Source organism: Flavobacterium sp. (genome assembly GCF_013822155.1).
Classification (GTDB): Bacteria; Bacteroidota; Bacteroidia; order Flavobacteriales; family Flavobacteriaceae; genus Flavobacterium.
This window is the reverse complement of the sequence record NZ_PNJW01000009.1, coordinates 42,403-61,022: the sequence shown is the minus strand read 5'-3', so window position 1 is coordinate 61,022 and position 18,620 is coordinate 42,403. Positions and strand designations below refer to the sequence as shown.

Below are 18,620 nucleotides of genomic sequence, written 5' to 3'. Positions count from 1 at the left end.
TTTAGGGAATCAGCGGTTTATTATTTTAGGACGTTACTAGTAAACAAAAACTTGTTTTCTTCTAAACTGAAATCAGCTTGATTTTTTAACTTTATTGGAGCTGATTGCCAAGTATTTGTAGCTTCCAATCGTGTTGATTTAGAACCGATTTTATATTCAAAAGGCATTTTAAAATTTTCTACATCTGTTTTCCATCGGAAATCGATAGTTTCCTCGTTAAACTTCAATTCTAATTCAGGTTGCATTTTGTATTTTAAGTATTGGTCAAATACAGGCGATAAATTTAAACCCGATTCTTTAGAAAAGAAAGCCACGACATCTTTTGTTTCAATAATTTTATGGCGGTAGGTTTCTGCATATTTTTTCAGCATTGCCCACCATTTTGTGTCATCGTTGATGATGTGTCGAATGGTATTGAGCATCAAGGCTCCTTTATAGTACATGTCGGAATTGCCGGTTTTATAATTTACGCCGAATTGCCCAATGACCGGTTTTTGATTTGCAATTAATTTTTTCTGACCATTGATGTAGGCCATGGCTTTTTCGTAGCCAAATTGGCATTCAACATACACGCATTCCGAATAAGTAGTGAAACTTTCATGAATCCACATATCGGCAATGTCTTTCGAGGTGATGCTGTTTCCAAACCATTCATGACCGGTTTCGTGAATAATAATGTAATCAAATTCTAACCCTATTCCGGTGCCGGTCATATCACTTCCAAGATAACCTTTTGTATACTTATTTCCATAAGCTACAGCACTTTGGTGCTCCATACCTAAATAAGGAGTTTCAACTAATTTGTAGCCATCATTCACAAAAGGATAGGTTCCGAATTTTTGTTGGAAGCATTCCATCATGGGCATAACTTCTTCAAAATGCTTACGAGCTACGGCTTCATTTTCGGCTAAGACATAATAATCTAAGTCTAAATTGTCTAATTTTTCATGGATGTTGACATAATCACCAATGTTGATGACGATGTTATAATTATTGATTGGATTTTTTACTTCCCAATCCCAACGGGTAAAGCCATTATTGAGGTTTTCATTGCCTAAAAATTTACCGTTAGAAACGTTCATTAAACCATTTGGAACTGCAACTTTGACGGAAGCACCTCGATCAGGTTCGTCGGTTTGATGGTCTTTAACGGGATACCAAAGACTTGCTCCGGTTCCTTGAACAGCTACGCCAACAAATGGATTTCCGTTAGCATCTTTTTTCCATACAAAACCACCATCCCAAGGGGCTCGTTTGGCAACTAAAGGATTCCCGGAGTAATAAAAGCGAACTTTTTGTTCTGTATTTAAGGGTAAAATAGAAGGGAAATTGATGAAGACGGCATCAAATTCTCTTTTGTATGGCAGTTTTTTTTCATTGAAAATGATACTGTCCACAACCATGTTCTCAAACAAATCCAATTGAATTTTTTGCGTTTTTTCAATTACTTTAAAGGTAATGTCATTGTAACCTTTGACTGTTTTATATTCCGGTTCAATGGTCAAATTCAAGTCATACCGAAGTACATCAAAACAAGTTCGTTCCGGGCGTAGACTACCTTGTAATGAATCGCGGCGGGTGAATTCCTGAGCGTTGATTTGTTGAAATCCAAAAAATATAATTATTATGAGAAAAATTTTAGACATAGTTTACTTTTCAATTAGCCGCAGATTCGCTGATTAATAATTTTTTTAAATCGATTACTAAAATAGCATTAAAAATCAATTGGTACTTTACGTATTAACTCTTTTTTATGAATAGAGGGAGAGGCTAACTCAATCTTTATTCAAATCGAGTTTTATGTTCTCTTTGTAATTAATGATTTTGCCTTGTTTAAGAAGTTTTTTTGTATGTTATCAAATCATTTTTTGTCTTTATAATAATTAAACCAACTTAAAATTGCCGATGTTTTGCTAAGCAACATACTTGGACGATTGACTAATCCATGCGAGGCATTTGGAATTCGAACCATCGCAGATTCGACTCCCTGAAGTTTCAGAGCAGTATAATATTGTTCAGATTCTGAGATGGGCGTCCGGAAATCTTGCTCGCCGGTAAGGAGCATCGTGGGTGTTTTTACATTTCCAACTAAGGAAATAGGAGATCTTCTATGGTAGTTTTCTACATCTTCCCAAGGCATTTTATCGAACCAATATTTTGTAAAGAAAGCGGGAATATCCGCATTCAACACAAAACTGTACCAGTTAATTACAGGCTTGGCTACAACAGCGGCTTTGAAACGATTTGTTTTACCGATAATCCAAGCGGTTAAAACGCCACCTCCGGAACCTCCTGTCACAAATAAATTGTTTGTGTCAATGTATCCTTTACTTATTACCGCATCAACTCCAGACATTAGGTCATCATAATCATGATTTGGATAATCGTGATGTATTGAGTTGCCAAATTCTTGTCCATAACCCGTACTTCCGCGAGGATTGCAATAAAGAACTACATATCCGGCGGCAGCATAGGCTTGGATTTCATAGGTAAATGAAGGGCCGTACATAGCAAATGGCCCTCCATGAATTTCCAAAATCAAAGGATATTTTTTAGTTGGGTCAAAATTCGGTGGAGTTACAATCCAACCTTGCATTCGCTTTTTATCAAAAGATGACTCCCATGAGATTTCTTCTGTTTTACCGATTTTTCGGTAAGAGAATAAATCCTCATTTACATTGGTTAAACGTTTAATTTCACCACCGTTCCAAATCGCCAAATCCGCAGGATGTTCTGATCCTCCTTGAGTAAAAGCAAACCTGTTGTTAGTAGAAACAGTGAATGTGCCTGCGTTGTAGGGTCTGCCGATGTCTAAACCGCCTAATCCCTCGAAAACTGTTCTTATTTTTCCCGTAAGAGCAACATGACCTACTTTTGTATCACCAAATTCATCGTATTGAAAATAAATACCTTTTCCATTTGCTTCCCATTGTGGATTTTCGGCATCACGATCAAGTGTTGATGTGAGGTTTTTAATTTCGGTTCCATCCACGTTCATTACATATAAATTGGTGACTTGATAACCTTGGAAAGTATCGTCATTACCAATAAAGGCTATTTTTTTGCCATCGGGAGAAAGTGCAAAATCGGAATCCGGTCCAAAGCGAGTTGTTAAAGCTTTGATTTCACCACTATTGAGATTTAAGGTATAGATTTCTGAATTTTTAGGTTCAAATTCATGTTTTTCATGCAAATTAGCTGAGAAAAATAGGCTTTGACCATCTTTTGCCCAAATTGGACTTCCGTGATTGTTAGCCGTAAATGTTCGTTGTCTTGGCGTTCCTCCATTTATGCCTAAAGTAAATAACTGTGTTTTACCCGGTTTCTGATATCCCGGACCATCTGCTCTATAATTCATTTCGTCAATGTAAATTGGCGGAGCATTCCATTCAGCACCTTCGGGTTTGGAGGGAATAGTTAGCAATGATTTTTTTGTTTGCGGCACAAACTGAGTAAAGGCTAATTGACTATTATCAGGACTCCATGCTACAGCACTTGGAGGAAAAGATGAATTTGTTAATGTTACTATCTCCCGAGTATCAAGGTAGAAGAGGTAAAGTTTTACTTTTTGATCATCCTGATTGGATAGAAACGCAAGCATTTTGCCGTCATTTGACCAACGAGGAGCATAGTCCCGTTGATTGCCATGAGTTAGTTGGCGGATGCGAGTTCCGTTTATATTGCTAATCCAAAGATTTGAATAATCACGATCGGTCATGATGTCTTTGAAGTTTCTGACAAACACAATCTGCGAACCATCCGGTGATATTTGTGGCTCGGAGATATACTCTATGTCAAATAAATCTTTTAGTTCAAGAATGGTTTTTTCCTGAGCATGAATATTTTGCTGTAGATAAATGACTAAGAATATAATGAGGACATTTTTGAATTTCATAAGGTTAGTTTTATTTTATATTTTATCTAATTTAATGGTTTATATGATTCGATTGGCTGCGAATGATTTTTTTTTAACAAGTTCAATTAAAAATTTAAAGAAAAGAAAACCGTTGATAAGTATTAATACTAAGGTAAAGACCACTACAAAACGACAAAATAATTTAATCAGGTAATCTCTGTTTTTATTGATTAAAGACTTATTTTTTATATTTTGTCTCATTGATGTGAATTCATTACTTCATTTTTTAAAATTGGAAATAAATAAACTGTTCGCCACTACCTTGTGCAATCACAATTAAAAAAATCATTACAGCCCATACGAAGGAAAACAACCAGTTGGGTACCGATTCAGAAACCATTTTTACGGTATGGTGTCGCATATAAAAATGCGTCAGGAATAACAGTCCAACTAGCACAAATACTTTCAATAAATCAAAATATTCTAACACTAAGATTCCGTTTGGATGTAGAAAAAGCATTGATTCAATCATATTTTGTGCAGTACTGAATTCTCTTGCTCTGAAAAATACCCAGGTAAAATTGATTAACGTAAAGGTTAAAAAGGCCAAGAAAATTCCATTCCATTGGGTAGTTTTGATATTAACTTTTCGTCTAAACAGTTTTTCCATGACTAAATAAAAACCATGTAAAGCACCCCAAACCACAAAGGTCCATGCAGCTCCATGCCATAGTCCACCCACAAGCATGGTCACCATTAACGCCACATACATTCGGGTCATTCCTAATCTATTTCCTCCTAACGGGATGTATAAATAATCCCGAAGCCAAGTGGAAAGTGTAATGTGCCAGCGTCGCCAAAAATCAGTAAAACCAATCGCACCATAAGGATATAAGAAGTTATGGGGCAATATAAATCCCAACATCATAGCGATTCCAATGGCACAGGTGGAATATCCCGCAAAGTCAAAGAATATTTGTCCGGAGAAGGCGAGCGTTCCTGCCCATGCATCCCAAAAATTAAGGGCTTCTTTACTACTGAAAACAGTATCTGCGGTATCAGACAATAAGGAATCAGCCAAAACTACTTTTTGAAAGAGTCCTAAAGTGAACAAAAAGAGTCCCCAAATAAATTGGTCAATTGTCGCTTTTTTTTCAGTATAAAATTGGTCGATTAATTCACCGGCTCTCACAATAGGTCCGGCGACTAATTGCGGAAAGAAAGTAACGTATAGTGCAAAATCTAAAAAGGTATTCGCCGGTTTTGCTTTTCGGTTATAAACATCTAAGGTATACGACATGGTTTGAAAGGTATAAAACGAAATTCCCATCGGAAGAATGATGTCCATGGGTTGAGCTTGGTATTCAACGCCAATTGTATTCATTAAATAAGTGAAGTTTTCCAATAAAAAATTACCGTATTTAAAGAAACCCAGGAAACCTAAGTTTACCACCATACTCAAGGCTAACCAACCATTTCGTTTGCGTTGGTTTTCTTCTACAGCCAGATTGTTTGCGGCTACCCAATCTACAATTGTTGATAACCATAGAATAATTACCAATGGTGGATTCCATAATCCATAAAACACATAACTGGTAAATAATAGCATACGTTTTCTATTACCCCAACTTAATAGATTGGAATAATAAAGAGCTATTACTACAACCAAAAAAACCATGAAACTTAAGGAATTGAATAGCATGTTAGTTGGTTTTAGTTTTTGTAATTACGTTATCTTCGAGTAATATATTCACAAATCGCTCAGTGAAAACAGTTGCATCAGGTCCTGATAAATGTGACCATTCAGGTGTGTTAAATCCGCTTAGTTCTTTGTAATCAGAATAGTAATAAGCCGGGACATTCGCTTTTTGAACCAATACATCCCAAAAGTCTTTGCGAGGCAATCCGTTCGTTTCTAAATCATGAAAAAAACCGGAAGAAGGTAATCGCACCAATATCACTTTTCCCCCTCGAGCTTTGAATTTTTCAAGATCTTTGAGGAAGAAAGCCATTGTTCCCTCTTTATCCGGAGGAGGTCTATCACCTGACATAAAGAATTTCCAAACGGTTTTTACCGAATTAGCAAAAGCAGTATCTGTAACTACTTTTTGTTTCATGCGAACATTTCGATCGATGTCAATATCCTGAAATCGATAAAAAGGTGGCATGTCAGGTTTTGCTGTTCGTTTAGGTAATTGAATGGTTCTTAGTAAAGCTTTTAAATTGATGTCATCATACCATTCCTCTTCATCGTTAGAGATGAAAGCAAATGTGTTTTGCAAAGGGATAGACAGGGCATAGTTTAATTGTTGAGCATAGGTTCTGTCTTTGTAAAACTTGGCTCGTGCGGCTGCTCTTTCCCAAGGCGGAGCTTGAGGAAATGTAGTAGAAAAAAATAAACCGGGTGTAACACCCACTACTATTGTACCGTTAAAAGTTGAATTTTCCACAATGTCATGAAAAACCGGAAGAGGACTAGCACCGGCATTTGCCAATTGAATGGGCTTTATACCGGTTTGTTTTTCCCACTGTTGCACTTGAATATCGAAGAGTACTCTTGAAGAACCAACGAGCACCACTTCATTGGAAGTTGCCTTATCAACTTTGGCTCGCGTTCTTGCCCATAGGAATTTATCGTCATCCAAATCCGGAAAATAACCTTGGGAACGCCAATAGACTTCCCAAGCTCCAATGGCTAAAATGCTTAGCAAAATGGTAATTAGAAGTGATTTTTTTAGGTTCATACAGTTGTTTATTGTTTTGGTTAGGTTTTGAATTAATTCTGAGAAGTCACTAAGAAGGGTTGTCTTTTTTTATAGGTAAGTGAACGCCAAACCCATTCGGCTGGGCCATATTGAAAATGATTGAGCCAAAGCGTGCTGAAAATGATTTGAAAAACAAAAACAGTGATACCAAATAGCGTGAAAAATACCGGACCCACTTGTCCCATCATGTCTAATCCGGCTCCCAGAAACACAAAATTACCAATGAGCGAATGCATCAAATAGTTCGTAAAAGCCATTTTTCCAACGGGAGCTACCACTTGTAAAAGTCTATTTCCAAATTTGGTTTGAAAACCTAACATCATCAATCCAACATACGTTAAAGCCATGGGCACAACTCCTAATGCATAAAAAATAGTGAGGTACCAACCGCTTTCTTTTAAATTATAATACTCTCCACTTATTGGTGATGACATGTAAGAAGCAAGAAAATAATTAAAAATAAGCCCAACGACTAAACCAATGCCAATAATTGTATATACGGTTTTCTTGTGTTGTTGCAGGTTTTTATAAAAATCAGAACGTCCGATAACAAAACCAATTAGAAACATTCCCACTACTTTTGAAATCCGGCTCACATAAAACAAATAGCCGTAGCGATAGAAAAATTCGGCTAGATTGACTTTGAGTTGGTCATACCAAGAACCTTCGTGCATTAAATTCATATATTTTTCCCGAGTCATTTCACCAAAGAAAAAAGTAGTGATGCGATCACCGGTTTCATACAGCTTTTCAGCCGGATAATTGAGTATGGGATAAGTCATTTTTAACCCATACAGTAAAATAGGAGAGAGGATAAGTAGCACCCCGGTAATCAATAAAATTTTATTGGAAAACTTACGTAAGGGTAAAACAATAAAGCCCAATAAGGCATAGAAGAAAACAATATCACCGGTCCAAATCAGTAAATGTAATGCTCCTAATAACAGCATAAAAAGGAGTCTTCTTTTGACAATTGATAGACTATCAATTCCTTTTGTAGCTCCACGTTTTAATTGAAGTGCAATTCCCCACCCGAACAATAAGCTGAAAATTGAGTAGAATTTCCCCTCGATAAACAGGTAATGCAAAAACCGGACGGAATGATCCCAACCTTCTACAATGTATGGACTTACAATTTTAGCCCCTTCATTATAGAAACTTAAATGGGCTAAATTGGCAATAAAAATACCGAGAATGGCAAAACCACGTAAGGCATCCATAAAAGTTTCTCGTTCGTTGTTTTGGGTTGGAATAGTGGGTGTCATGTAACGTTTTTTTTGGTTTGGATATTACTAAATGGACTGTTTTATTGGTTAACCTAATTATTTAAAACTTCCGTTATTTATGTCTTTTATAAATTTTATTAAACCGGTGAAATAGGTTTTTTGGTCATCATAAAGCGAACAATGGCTTCCTTTTTCACACAGTAAATACCGTCCGTTTTGTACTTCATTGGCTACCCATTCCATGTGTTTGGGGTCCATGGTATCATAAGTTCCGGCGATGACTAAGGTTGGTGTTTTAATAGTTTTGAGTTGACTAGTTACATCCCAATTTTTTAAAGTGGCATTTCCGGTCATGCCGAATTCACTATGCCCCTGCATGTAAACATAAATATTAGGGTTTAAATGTTTGAACATTCGGTTAATGGGTTCCGGCCATTTTTCAAGCGGCATGCGTAAAATATGTTCGGTGTAATAATGGTTCATGAGTAATTCACTGTATCTCGGATTATTAAAATCGTTCTTGGCTTCTAAGTCTTTAATTTCTTTTAGAATTTCAGGTTTTAGTTGTGGACCTAACACTTCGTTGGCATATTTTCCATAAGCAGGAGCACTCATCATCATGTTAGAAATGATTAAGCCTTTCAGGTTATCTTGATATTTTAAAGCATATTCCATAGCTAAAATTCCTCCCCAAGAATGTCCGAGCAGATAGAAATTATCTTTCGTGAGGTTTAAAGCGATTCGAACTTGTTCTACTTCTTCTACAAAACGTTCGGTGGTCCACAACGTTGAATCATTGGGTTTGTCACTATAATAGGAATCCAATTGATCGTAGTAGATGTATTCGATTTCTTCGTTGGGTAAATAACCATCAAAGGCGGCAAAAGCTTCGTGCGTTCCACCGGGACCGCCGTGTAATAAAAGCACACGCATTTTTGGATTATTTCCCACACGTTTAGTATATACGTTAAAAGTTCCTTTAGCGGTTTTAATGGGAATCATTTTGATGCCACCGGTTAATTGGTCTTCACTATTGGAATAATCAAAATAGGAGGAAGTGCTTTTGCTTTCCGTTGATGCATTTTGTTTTTCTGAACAGGATAGTAGAAGTGTGGTTACAATAAAAAGTAAAATAAAGTTCGTTTTCATACAAGTTAGTTTTAGATTTTTCTAATTAATTATTTTGAAGAGATTACAGTAAAAATAGTTGATTTTTCTTCTTCCATAATGAATCCGTCTATACTTTTTTTGTGTTTGATAAAATTGATAAATTGAATGAGAATCAGCATTGTTAAAGGAATAAGGGCAATACAAAGATACATTTGACTCCATTCCATTTTTTCTTTCATTGGCCCCAAAAGCCCTGCACCCCAAGCTCTACCCATATTGCACAAAGCCATAAACAAAGTAAAATGCGTTGCAGCAACCGTTTTCCAACAAAGTTGCATGCAAATGGCAAAAACAGCGATATTGAGAAAGGTGTAACCAACATAATAGGTCACGATAAACAAGTAAATCAAACTGCCTTCATGCCAAAATTGAGGTAATATTGCGAAGCTACCAATAGAAAGGATTAGAAAAATGAGATAGATGGAAGCCATTCTTCTTTTTCCAAAAAAATCAACAAGGGCTCCACCAATAAATAGTCCCAAAAAGCCACCAATGATTGAGCTTGAAGCATAAATTTCTGAATAGGTCGTGTTAGTCCAACCTAGTTCCTGAATGGTAAAGATGGGTAAAATAGTGTCCATCAAGCCAAACATCAATCCAATTATCAAAACAGAAATGCCCATGACAATACTGGAAGAAAGTGGAACAACCTTAATAAGATTCTTAAAAATATGACTCCAATCATCCAATTGGTTTTTTATTGAATCCGAAGACGCTTCTCCTTTTGTCCACGGCATTAATTTTTCACCGGGTCTTTCCCTAAAGAATATGGGAACTAATATAATCAGTGCCACTGCAATGGATAAAGAGGCAATTGCTGTTGAAAAACCAACGGTATTGATTAAAGTTGTTCCAATCATTAATGACAAAGCTGTTCCTACTGTTTTTGATCCCCACATGATACCGTTGGCTCTTGCTTGTTCATTAACAGGAACCACATCAATCGCCATTCCATCTGTGGCTACATCTTGGAAAGCTCCAAAAAAGCTGATGAAAAATCCGCAAATCATTAATCCCGATAAATTATTCACCGGGTCTTTAATGAAAATAAAACTTAAAAAACTCAAAATTAAACCCAATTGCCCTAAAATAATCCATGGTCTTTTGCGACCCATTGATAAAATGGTATAACGATCCATTATCGGAGCAATTAAGATTTTAAAACTCCAAGGAATTCCAATTACGGCAACAAAACTGCCAATTTCCATTGGCGTTTTTCCATTCATGGCTAACCAAGCCGGTATGGCAAAAAAAGTTATTCCTTCCGGGATTCCTTGAGCTACATACAATGCAGAAAAATTCAAATACCTTAAGACGGTGTTTTCGGTTAAATAAAGTTTGCTTTTGTTTATGTAGGTATTAAGCTGATTCATTGGCATATAATTTTTTGGTTAATTACTATTTATTTTAAGCTTTTACACCATCCCAATCGGTGATTTGAAAACTTTCTAAGACATTTATTCTAAAAGGTTCCATGGCCTCATTGATGGCTAGAACCCCAAAGTCCAATCCGGCAACATTTCGTAATGGTCTTTTTCCTGCAGGTGTATCGATGAGTTTTTCAAATGTTTTTACAACTATCATCGGGTCAGTTGGAGCGTTTTCGTCAGCAAAAGCAGAATGAACATTACTTCCAAAGCCTTCACTAAATCCGTTTACATGTGGATAAGCATTGGCTACTTCGTCGTCATGACCCGGAATTATATTTGGAAAAAAACTGGTTTCAAATGGACCGGGTTGTACTATGGCAACATCAATTCCAAGCGGTCCAAGTTCATATCGTAAAGATTCGCTTAAGCCTTCAACGGCCCATTTACTGGCATGATAAATCCCAAAACCCGGCACAGCTAAGCGTCCGGCAATCGAACTCAGTTGAATGATTAGACCTGATTTATTGGCACGCATTCCCGGAAGAACTGCTTTTGCCATCCGAATATTGCCAACAATATTTAAATCCAATTGTGCTAAACATTCAGCAGAAGAAAATGCTTCTAAAGGCCCGCCAAATCCTCGTCCGGCATTATTGATTAAAACATCTACCGTTGGAATTTTAGTCATGGCTGCTTTCACACTTTCATCGGAGGTAACATCTAAATCAATAACCTCAATTTTTAAGTTTTTTTCTGCTGCATATTTTTTTAAATTTTCTGCTGCCTCTTTATTTGAGCTATTTGTATTTCGCATCGTCGCATAAACATGATGACCTTTTTCTGCAAGATATTTTGCGGCTTGAAATCCGAAACCGCTGCTGCAACCTGTGATGAGTATTTTTTTCATTGTTCTTTTTATAAAATTAATTGGGTTTATGCACTTCTAATTCTATTTCTATCATAAATTCCGGTAGTGCTAATTCTTTCACGCCTAACCAAGAACCAGTTGGAAATTGTTTGGTATATATTTGATTACGATACCCGGTGTGTTTTAAAAATTCAGGCATGTTGGTTGTAAATACATTTTCAACAACCACATCATCGAACGTGCAACCATAATGTTTCAGTACTTTATCTAAATCAACATAACAATTTTTCATTTGCTCCAGTAAATCGCCTTTTGCAATTGGTTTACCATCGTTATCCATGCTTACAGCTCCGGAAATAAGTATGTTACTGCCAATTTTAACAGCATGGGTATAGCCAAACATTTTTTCTGTTTCAGGTCTGAGACTAAAGTATTCAGGTGTTTCTCTTGTTGGTGTTATTGGTTCTGTTTTAGGCTCTTCAATGGTTTTTTGACAACTTAGCGTTAGTAAAATAATTACTGCCAGTAGATTTATTTTAGAAGTTAAATTTTGGATTTTCATACGTTTCGTTTTTTGTTGAACAATTATTTTATAAGTGCATCATTCAATTTTTTAGTATCTACATATTGTTGAAAAGCAATTACTTTTCCGTCTTTCAGTGTCCAAAAATGAGCTACTTGAGCATTGTATTCGTTACCGTTTTTAAGTTTTGCTTTGTAACGTAAGGTTGCTAATACTTGGTTGTTTGACATTTCGTGTAATTGAATTTCATCTAAATTGAAATACTCGTGTTCGGCTAAAATTCGACCAAAAACACCATTTAAAATAGCTTCAGGGCCTTTGTAGGGATTGCCGTCAGCATATTTATTACCTTCTGCTTCGTTCCAAATTACATTGGCGTCCATTCCTGCAAGAACAGTTGGAACATCACCTTTTGCAAAAGCTTTGTACAGATTGTCTATGGAAGTTATATTCCCGGGATTGGAAATCAACCCTAGTTGTTGCATAAATGGCATACTGTCCATGAAGTCCTTTTCAAGAGCAATTTTTCCGTTTTTCATTTTAGCAATTGTAACTCCTTCGATATCAACAGATTTGCCGGTAGGAGGAAGGCCAAAAAAAGTACCGGTATGTTTACCTTTGAAATTCCAATGTTTTACAATCTTATCACCTTGTCCGAATATTTCAACTATTGTGAAGGTAATGTCTGAAAATCCGGTTAAGTAATTTTGGTAATGAGCTTTAAAATTTTCAATTCCTACAATGTTTTCAGGACTGGAAAGCATGGTAATGTTTGCATCAAAATTAGCAGCATTGATGAGGTCAATTTGTCTTTTATTGACAATGTTGTCCCACGTTGTGGAATACATTTTAATGTTTTTTTCAACTTGTGTTTGAGCCAAAAGAGTTGTTGTAAATCCAAGTAGAAGTAAAAGTTGTACTTTTTGAAAAATTGATTTCATGTTTGTTTTTTTGTTTGTTATAAGAGGTTGTATTCAATACAAAACTGTCCAATAAAAAATTAATTGGACAGTAGTGAGTTTAGAATTTATTCTTTTGTAGTCGCTACCGGTTCTTCCGTTGGCGTTTTTTCCTCTAGTTTCATCAAGGCCATTACTAAAGCCGTGTTATCCCAATAACCATATTCACTAACAATCTTTCCATTTATAAATCGGGCTGTTAAATGCACCGGAATTTCAAACAGTTCATCTGTTGCTTTTAGTCTTCCTTGCCATAATCCCCAAAAGTTAACCCAAGTTTCCCCTTTGTCGGTTTCAACCATTTCATATTCAGATTCATCTGCAACAAAGCCATAAGAAGACAAAACAGAAATATCTTTTTTATTTAACTCTATATTTTGGGCAACAGAGATTCCTTTTTTCTTGGTTACATTATTCATGATTTTTGCGGTATCCGCATAATGGGTTGCCATTGATTCCCAATTGGCCATTTCGTAATCTTTGATAGACTTTTTATAAGTCTCTATTTCCGCAGATTTTTGTGTGTAACGTACTTTGTTTTGACAAGCTACCATCGTGGTTAATGTCACTAAAAGGATTAGTATTTTTTTCATGATTTTAGTTTTTTGATATAAAAAAGCTTAAACACTTTGTTTAAGATTAACACAGTAGATTTTTAAGTTACACCTTCCAATCAATTATTATTTAGCACGGTTAGTCTTAATAATTGATTGAGGTGTAATGAATTAATAATTGAAAACTTAAAACCTACTGAAATGAATTTATTTACTCAACTCTTCGTTTAAAACATAGATATAAGACCATGAATTTTCAATAACCGCTCTACCGGCATCACGCAATTGGTCTGCTTTCTTTTTGCCTTTGGCTTTTTCAATCAGTTTCCAAACATTGTCTCTTTTCACATCCATATCAGCAAAACTTTTAAATGGTGTTGAAACAAAATAATGAGGAGCATTAGGTCCACCTCCCATATAGGAATACCAAAATGATCTTGGACTTCCTTCTACTTCTTTGATGATTGAAACTCTTTCTTTGATTAAATCAGTAAAAATTACACCGTTTTTTACTCGGTAGAAATTAACCCAAACAATTTTAGTGCCTTCCATAAAATCTCTACTTACATCAGGCATTGTACTGGCAATGTTGTAGTTCACACTTTCAACATGTGGCATAATGAAGTCTGTGACAATATCTCGACAGGATTTACCGGCCGAATCATCCATGTCTAACTCAGCAAAGTTTTTGTTAACTCCAGTCATGACATAAACATGTCCGTTTCCTTGAAATTGTTTCCAAAGGTTCCAGGATTCAGTTCCTTTGTTTTCAAGGTAGCATTCTTTCCATTGTTTTACACCTTCCAAGAACTGCTTGTTGTGTCCTTCTTTAACGGTGATTTCAGAAATTGATAAAATCTTACTTTCTTTGATTTCCTGAGCTACTATTACAAATGGAAGTAGGAGTAGCCAATACACTAATTTTTTCATGTTTTGTTAATTTATTGATTAATTAAAGACCAAAATTAACTTCTTGACATGTCAAAAGATTGCACATTTCTTGCATAAAAATGTCATTTTATTGCATAAACACTTGTTAAATAAAGGATTGGATGATTTTGTGCTATTTAAGGCAAAAATTAAATAAGGGAAGTGGTATTTTGCTTTTTATAGGAAGATGGACTACACCCAAACTGATTTTTAAACGCTTTTGAAAAATACGTTTGGTCATTAAATCCGGTTTGAAAACAAATGTCGGTTAAGCTTCCGGCATTTTGTTTGATTAAATCCGCTGCCCGTTGCAAGCGAATATTTCTAATTAATTGACCCGGAGCTTCATCAATTATAGCTTGAAGTTTTCTGTTTAATTGTGACGGACTCAAACACATTTTGTCAGCCAGTAATTCTACGCTAAAGGAAGGATTGTCCAAGTGTTGTTTAATATGGTTAATCACCTTTTCTAAAAACTGTTGGTCTACAGATGGCAAGGGAACTTCATCTGAAGAAACAACAAATTTATTTTGGTATTTTTTAAGGAGTTGTTCCCGTTGTTGAAAAATATTTTTTATAATTAATTGAAGCTCTTTGACACTGAAAGGTTTCGTTAAGTAAGCTTCTATACCGGTTTCTAATCCAATTAATTTATCCTCTAAAGTGGCTTTTCCGGATAGGATAATAATTGGAATATGACTGGTTTTTTCATCTGAACGCAGGTGTTGCACCATTGTAATTCCATCCATAATTGGCATCATTACATCTGTAATAATAATGTCGGGAATCATTATATTGGCTAATCGGATTCCTTCTTCGCCATTGGGAGCTTCGATTATTTTATAGTTAGTTTGTAATATGTTTTTAATAAAAGTTCGAATGCTTAAATTATCTTCTACTAATACTATTATTTTTTTATCTTTATGTAAATCAATTGATTGAATGTCTTTGCCTAAACTTTTTAATTGAGTAGTCTTTGGTGTTGTTTCAATTTCAACCGGCAAAGCAATTTCTTTTTCAGAAATTACGCCAATGGGTAGTTCAATGGTGAATGTCGCTCCATTTTGTCCGGTTAAGTTTTCGTTTCGATGGGCGATAATCGTTCCTTGATGCAATTCAATTAATTCTTTTACTAGTGCCAATCCTATTCCGGTTCCTTCATATAAACGCGTGTCTGAATTATCCGCCTGATAGAAACGATTGAATATGTGAGAAATAGCTTCTTCTGTCATTCCAATGCCATTGTCACAGATGCAGATGGATACGGACCGTAGATTATTTTGCTTGACTGTTAATGTAATTTCACCACCCTCCGGAGTAAATTTCAATGCGTTAAAAAGGAGATTCATGATAATCTTTTCCATTTTTTCAGCATCAAAGGAAACTTGAATATCTTCTTCATCGGAAATAAAGTTCAGTTTGATTTTTTTCAACTCTGCAAATGATTCTACGGAAAAGAATAAATGTTTTAGATATAAAACAAAATTTTGTTGCGTGTTGCACAGAAACATTTTTCCGGCTTCCAACTTTGAAATATCTAACAATTCGTTGATTAATTTCAAAAGTGTTTTGGCATTTTGATCAATGGCAACCACTTGTTTTTTAGTACTATTAGTTGGCAATTCTTCTATTAAATTTTCGGCATAACCGCTAATCAATGTTAAAGGCGTTCTAAACTCATGTGAAATATTAGCAAAAAACCTCGATTTCATTTGATCTAAAATTTTTAAGGTATCAAATTCTTTGTGTTCGAGTTCTAATTGGTTTTTCATTTTGATTCGTTTCATCTCATATTTTCTGATAAAATAGAGTAGAAGAAGTAATAAAATAAAATAGAGGGTATAAGCCCACCAAGTCCCGGTCCAATGCGGCAAAACCTTAATCGGGATGGCTATTCCTTTTTCATTCCAAATACCATCATTATTACTTCCTTTTACCCGTAAGGTATAATTTCCCGGTGGTAAATTAGTAAAAGTGGCGGTTCGGGAATGGTCGGTATAAATCCAATCGTCATTAAAGTTTTCCAGTTTATAAGCATACTTATTTTTTTCCGGAGCTGAAAAATCCAATGCTGCAAAATCAAATACAATCATATCATCACGGTGCGTAAACGTAATTTTATCTTTCTGATTGACTGACAAGGCTCTAATGTCACTACCTTCTTTATTTGTTGTACTTTCGCTATAAACTTTCAAACCGGCAATTCTAATTGGTGGTTCATAGGGATTGTCTACAATTTGCTCTGGAAAAAAATAATTCATTCCTTTAATTCCGCCAAAAAACAGTTCTCCCTTTTTGCTTTTATAAAAAGCTCCGGTATTAAACTCATTGCTTTGCAAGCCATCGGCTACATCATAATTTCTGAATTTTTTTGTTTTAAGATTAAATTTAGAAAGTCCTTTGTTAGTACTCAACCATAAATTATACTGTGAATCCGAAAGAATACCATAAATCACATTGTTGGGTAAACCATCATTTTGGGTATACTGTTTAAAGGTTTTTTTGTCAACATCAAATAAATTTAAACCGCCGGAAGTGCCAATCCACAAATAGCGATTGGGGTTTTCAATATCCGGACATATTGAATTTACAATATTATTACTTAGGCTGTTCGTTATTTCAGGGATATTCTGGTATGTGTGATAGCTTTCCTTTTTTGTATTAAAAATGACTAATCCCGCTTTAGTCCCGATATACAAATTATCTTTTCCATCATCATAAAATGCCGTTCGACTCATTACATTTAAATCGGAATTACTTCGGTAAGGATAATGTTTAAATTCTCCTTTTTCACGATTGTATAGCTTACTGAGACAATTTTCGGTAACAATCCAAATTACACCCTTTTTATCCTCAAATACTGCTGTAACATCTTTACGAGGTAATCCTTTATCATTATTTTTAGTTGGAGTATAATGAACTTTTTTCTCTGTTTTTGGGTCAAGAACATACAAACCTTCAATGGTGGCAAACCAAAGCTGATTGTCTTTACTTTGAATCATGGACCAAATACCGGTATTTCCAAAATCATTAGGACGTAAAGAGGTAGTTTCAAAACTTTTCAATTCATTCGTTTTTCTGTCCCAACGATAAAGAACATTGCTGCCAATCCAAACATAACGGTCATCTTGTTCAACAATCGAGCGAATACTGAAACCTGAAATTCTTGAATTTAAACCGGCTATTCGTGTAACTAAAGCAAAACGATTTACTTTCGGGTCATAATAATCAATCCCCATTCCGTTGGTGCCCGCCCAAACAATGCCTGTTCGATCAATACATAAACTGTGGATATTGTCATAACTAATCGTTTCCGGTTCTAAAGGGTCATTTTTAAACGATTCAAATGTTTTGGTTTTAGTATCAAAACGCATTAATTCGCCGGGTGTGGCTAGCCATAAATAGCCTTTGTTGTCAGCTACAATTTTATTAATTTGTCCCCATCCATAGCGAAAAACACTCAATTCATGCAGGTAAGCAGTACGAGAGAAATTTTCAGTATTGAAATGAACCAATCCACTTATAGTTCCCAACCATAAATGGTTCTTATCAGCAACGGCAATACTTGAAATTAAAAAATCATCATTACTTCCGTAGGCTCCGGGTTGCTTAATATTGATTAAAAAAGTGGTAAACAGCTCTTTTTGTATATCAAATCTTTTCAGACCTTTTTCTGTTCCAATCCATAAGACCCCGGAATTGTCATATTGTAACGCTTTAATTTTATTGCTTTTTACATCTTTTTGATTCTTTGAAATAGTAATTTGTTTGATTTTTGAAAAGGCAGGATTATTATTGACAATTGGAATCTTAAAAATCCCATTTCCATTCGTACCAATCCACATTGAACCGGAAGAATCTTGCGTGATGGAAGTGATTTCCTTTGTATTTTTAGTTTCCGATATAGTGAGTGGAAGTAAAATGCGTTGAAAATTGTTACTGGTTTTTGAATAAACATTCAAGATGCCATTATCAGTGGCAATCCATAATTGTCCGTTTCGGTCGGTAAAAAGGGCGGTGATATAGTTTGAGGAAATAGATTTTGGGTTGGCCGGTTCATTTTGATAGATATTGAATTGATAGCCGTCATATTTATTCAATCCGTCTTTGGTGCCAAACCACATAAAACCATCGTTATCCTGCACCATGGCAAGAATGGCATTTTGAGATAAACCATCATTTATGGTTAAGTGTTTAAACCGAATGTTTTGGGAAAAAAGTAACGATGGGAGCAAACCCCACAAAAGAATTGGTAATACTATATAATGCTTTAATCGATTCATTTATCGTTATTGATTGCACGTAAATAGGGCGATAAATCGATTTGTGGAAATTAAACTAACACGTATTACTGTGATAGAATAAATAAAAGTAAACAATATTTAGGAAAAACAATCGT

13 protein-coding genes are annotated in these 18,620 nt (G+C 35.3%); all 13 read right to left on the bottom strand.

What is annotated here, in order from left to right; genetic code table 11:
- Positions 1-20: 20 nt before the first annotated feature.
- The gene (locus C0512_RS04070) at positions 21-1,646 is read right to left on the bottom strand and encodes a M1 family metallopeptidase (protein WP_290859111.1); all 1,626 of its coding nucleotides are present in this window, start codon (positions 1,644-1,646) and stop codon (positions 21-23) included.
- Between the two features lie 215 nt (positions 1,647-1,861).
- Positions 1,862-3,895 carry a S9 family peptidase gene (locus C0512_RS04065; RefSeq protein WP_290859110.1) on the bottom strand — a complete coding sequence of 678 codons (2,034 nt, stop codon included), beginning with the start codon at positions 3,893-3,895 and terminating at the stop codon, positions 1,862-1,864.
- A 247-nt stretch (positions 3,896-4,142) separates the two neighbouring features.
- Positions 4,143-5,558, bottom strand: coding sequence for an MBOAT family O-acyltransferase (locus C0512_RS04060; protein ID WP_290859109.1), 1,416 nt, complete (start codon positions 5,556-5,558; stop codon positions 4,143-4,145).
- 1 nt (position 5,559) lies between these two features.
- Complete coding sequence (locus C0512_RS04055) at positions 5,560-6,600, bottom strand: hypothetical protein (protein WP_290859108.1); 1,041 nt, start codon at positions 6,598-6,600, stop codon at positions 5,560-5,562.
- A gap of 32 nt (positions 6,601-6,632) precedes the next feature.
- A complete protein-coding gene (locus tag C0512_RS04050) occupies positions 6,633-7,886 on the bottom strand; it encodes a DUF418 domain-containing protein (RefSeq protein ID WP_290859106.1) in 1,254 nt (417 codons plus the stop codon).
- 57 nt (positions 7,887-7,943) lie between these two features.
- Positions 7,944-8,996 carry a proline iminopeptidase-family hydrolase gene (locus C0512_RS04045; RefSeq protein WP_290859105.1) on the bottom strand — a complete coding sequence of 351 codons (1,053 nt, stop codon included), beginning with the start codon at positions 8,994-8,996 and terminating at the stop codon, positions 7,944-7,946.
- Between the two features lie 29 nt (positions 8,997-9,025).
- Complete coding sequence (locus tag C0512_RS04040; RefSeq protein ID WP_290859104.1) at positions 9,026-10,390, bottom strand: MFS transporter; 1,365 nt, start codon at positions 10,388-10,390, stop codon at positions 9,026-9,028.
- A 34-nt stretch (positions 10,391-10,424) separates the two neighbouring features.
- Entirely contained in the window at positions 10,425-11,294 is an 870-nt protein-coding gene (locus C0512_RS04035; RefSeq protein ID WP_290859102.1) for an SDR family oxidoreductase, read from the bottom strand.
- 16 nt (positions 11,295-11,310) lie between these two features.
- Entirely contained in the window at positions 11,311-11,817 is a 507-nt protein-coding gene (locus C0512_RS04030) for a RidA family protein (RefSeq protein ID WP_290859100.1), read from the bottom strand.
- Positions 11,818-11,840: 23 nt separating this feature from the next.
- Complete coding sequence (locus C0512_RS04025) at positions 11,841-12,719, bottom strand: ester cyclase (protein ID WP_290859098.1); 879 nt, start codon at positions 12,717-12,719, stop codon at positions 11,841-11,843.
- An 86-nt stretch (positions 12,720-12,805) separates the two neighbouring features.
- Positions 12,806-13,330 (bottom strand): nuclear transport factor 2 family protein, encoded by a 525-nt coding sequence (locus C0512_RS04020; protein ID WP_290859090.1) that lies wholly within the window; start codon positions 13,328-13,330, stop codon positions 12,806-12,808.
- Positions 13,331-13,498: 168 nt separating this feature from the next.
- Positions 13,499-14,221, bottom strand: coding sequence for a hypothetical protein (locus C0512_RS04015; protein ID WP_290859087.1), 723 nt, complete (start codon positions 14,219-14,221; stop codon positions 13,499-13,501).
- Between the two features lie 149 nt (positions 14,222-14,370).
- The gene (locus tag C0512_RS04010) at positions 14,371-18,504 is read right to left on the bottom strand and encodes a two-component regulator propeller domain-containing protein (RefSeq protein WP_290859085.1); all 4,134 of its coding nucleotides are present in this window, start codon (positions 18,502-18,504) and stop codon (positions 14,371-14,373) included.
- Positions 18,505-18,620 lie beyond the last annotated feature (116 nt).

Bases quoted from the DNA above. Each gene is read 5' to 3' on its own strand.
- C0512_RS04055 (WP_290859108.1), bottom strand. From the start codon at position 6,600: ATGAACCTAAAAAAATCACTTCTAATTACCATTTTGCTAAGCATTTTA.
- C0512_RS04050 (WP_290859106.1), bottom strand. From the start codon at position 7,886: ATGACACCCACTATTCCAACCCAAAACAACGAACGAGAAACTTTTATG.
- C0512_RS04025 (WP_290859098.1), bottom strand. From the start codon at position 12,719: ATGAAATCAATTTTTCAAAAAGTACAACTTTTACTTCTACTTGGATTT.
- C0512_RS04020 (WP_290859090.1), bottom strand. From the start codon at position 13,330: ATGAAAAAAATACTAATCCTTTTAGTGACATTAACCACGATGGTAGCT.
- C0512_RS04015 (WP_290859087.1), bottom strand. From the start codon at position 14,221: ATGAAAAAATTAGTGTATTGGCTACTCCTACTTCCATTTGTAATAGTA.
- C0512_RS04010 (WP_290859085.1), bottom strand. From the start codon at position 18,504: ATGAATCGATTAAAGCATTATATAGTATTACCAATTCTTTTGTGGGGT.
- C0512_RS04040 (WP_290859104.1), bottom strand. From the start codon at position 10,390: ATGAATCAGCTTAATACCTACATAAACAAAAGCAAACTTTATTTAACC.
- C0512_RS04030 (WP_290859100.1), bottom strand. From the start codon at position 11,817: ATGAAAATCCAAAATTTAACTTCTAAAATAAATCTACTGGCAGTAATT.
- C0512_RS04065 (WP_290859110.1), bottom strand. From the start codon at position 3,895: ATGAAATTCAAAAATGTCCTCATTATATTCTTAGTCATTTATCTACAG.
- C0512_RS04060 (WP_290859109.1), bottom strand. From the start codon at position 5,558: ATGCTATTCAATTCCTTAAGTTTCATGGTTTTTTTGGTTGTAGTAATA.
- C0512_RS04045 (WP_290859105.1), bottom strand. From the start codon at position 8,996: ATGAAAACGAACTTTATTTTACTTTTTATTGTAACCACACTTCTACTA.
- C0512_RS04070 (WP_290859111.1), bottom strand. From the start codon at position 1,646: ATGTCTAAAATTTTTCTCATAATAATTATATTTTTTGGATTTCAACAA.
- C0512_RS04035 (WP_290859102.1), bottom strand. From the start codon at position 11,294: ATGAAAAAAATACTCATCACAGGTTGCAGCAGCGGTTTCGGATTTCAA.